This is a genomic window from Paraburkholderia sp. GAS448, assembly GCF_050435685.1.
Lineage (GTDB): Bacteria > Pseudomonadota > Gammaproteobacteria > Burkholderiales > Burkholderiaceae > Paraburkholderia.
The window spans coordinates 1-1,389 of the sequence record NZ_JBNDKT010000143.1 but is presented as its reverse complement, the minus strand read 5'-3'; the positions used below and the strand labels follow the sequence as shown (position 1 = coordinate 1,389).

Here is a 1,389-nt window from a genome sequence, read left to right as displayed (position 1 = left end):
CCATGCCGGCCTCCTGTGCGTCAAGTCGGTGGGTTTGCACCCTGACTCTACGCCAGCCGTTCTACCGGAACGGAGGCAGGCCGGCTATATGATTATCAGAACCCGGCTTTGAGCCTGTTTGTTGGGATCTTTAAAATTGTCAGGGCGCGAATCATCCCGGTGCATGGAGTCATCGCAACATCGGCGCCGGATAGGTTGAAGCAAGCCAGGCATCACGTCAGAATCAGTGATTGTGACGCGGGCAAATTGTAGATTCTGGCCCACAAGCCCGGACAGGGCTAGCTCTTGAAGAGGTGGCCGTCGACTCGCGAAGGGACAGGCTGCGATTATGAAATCTCGCTCCTGACGAACCTCAAAGCCGTTGATTGAGGCAACGCGATTATTGTGCGGACGCACTTAGGCATCAGGGTGCCAATCGGTCGCGACGGCGAACCCCGCCTCGTAGGCGAAGCGAAACAGGTCGGCGTCGCGCTCGATGCCGAGTTTGCGCATCGCGTTCATCTTCTGTGAGCTGACTGTTTGCTTGGACCGATGCAATTGTTCGGCAATCTCTTTGATCGACTGTCCCGACACGTAGAGACGTACCACTTCAGTTTCACGCTTGCTCAACTGCCTCGTGGTTTCGGTATCTGCCCGACCCGTCTGGCCTTGGGAGAGCTGCACCGGGGGGAAGTACGCAGCACCCGCATAGACCGTATGAATGGCTGAAATCAGATGCCCCACGTCGTCGACTTTGTTGAGCACTGACTTGATGCCAAGCTTCGATATCTTATGCGTTATGCCGGGGTTGTTGATCGAAGTGAAGACGATGATTTTCAAGTCGGGGTATCGACGCCGCAAGAATGACAGGAGCATGATGCCGTCTCCGTACTCGCCGCCCGGCATCGCGTAGTCTGTAATGAGGATATCGCATGGCACACGCGCTAGCAGTTCGACGATCTCAGTCGAATTATTTGCGGTACCGACTACGTCCAATGTACGGATTCCTGCCAGTTCGTACTTGATGCCCGCGATCAACGCGGGGTGATCGTCTGCTAGTACAAGATGGATTTTCATGTTGGCCATGGTTTGGGGTCCTCGGGGCGCCGACTGTGGTCTGGCGTGGTGAACGCAAGCAGAATTTACCCGAAGATCAGGTGCCGATACGTGAGACGCGTCCTATAAGTAGATTTAACTAATAGGATAGGTCGTAAAATTAATCATGGTGTACATGGATTTTAGTTATTAAAATTAAGGGCCATATTAGGGCCTGTTGACAATCAGCAGGTCCAGATGAAAGCGGCGGAGAGCGCAACTGTACCGGCTCGGATTGTCTGGACACGGTTTTGCAACTCAGGCGGCCTCTTTCAGGGTGGCTGCCTGACGGGCTTCATGGGGTGACATGAAGCC

Annotated in this window: 1 protein-coding gene; it reads right to left on the bottom strand. The window is 54.4% G+C overall.

The window, feature by feature from the left end; translation table 11 throughout:
* Positions 1–396: 396 nt before the first annotated feature.
* The gene (locus tag P3T23_RS47655; RefSeq protein ID WP_429322949.1) at positions 397–1,056 is read right to left on the bottom strand and encodes a response regulator; all 660 of its coding nucleotides are present in this window, start codon (positions 1,054–1,056) and stop codon (positions 397–399) included.
* Positions 1,057–1,389: the final 333 nt, after the last annotated feature.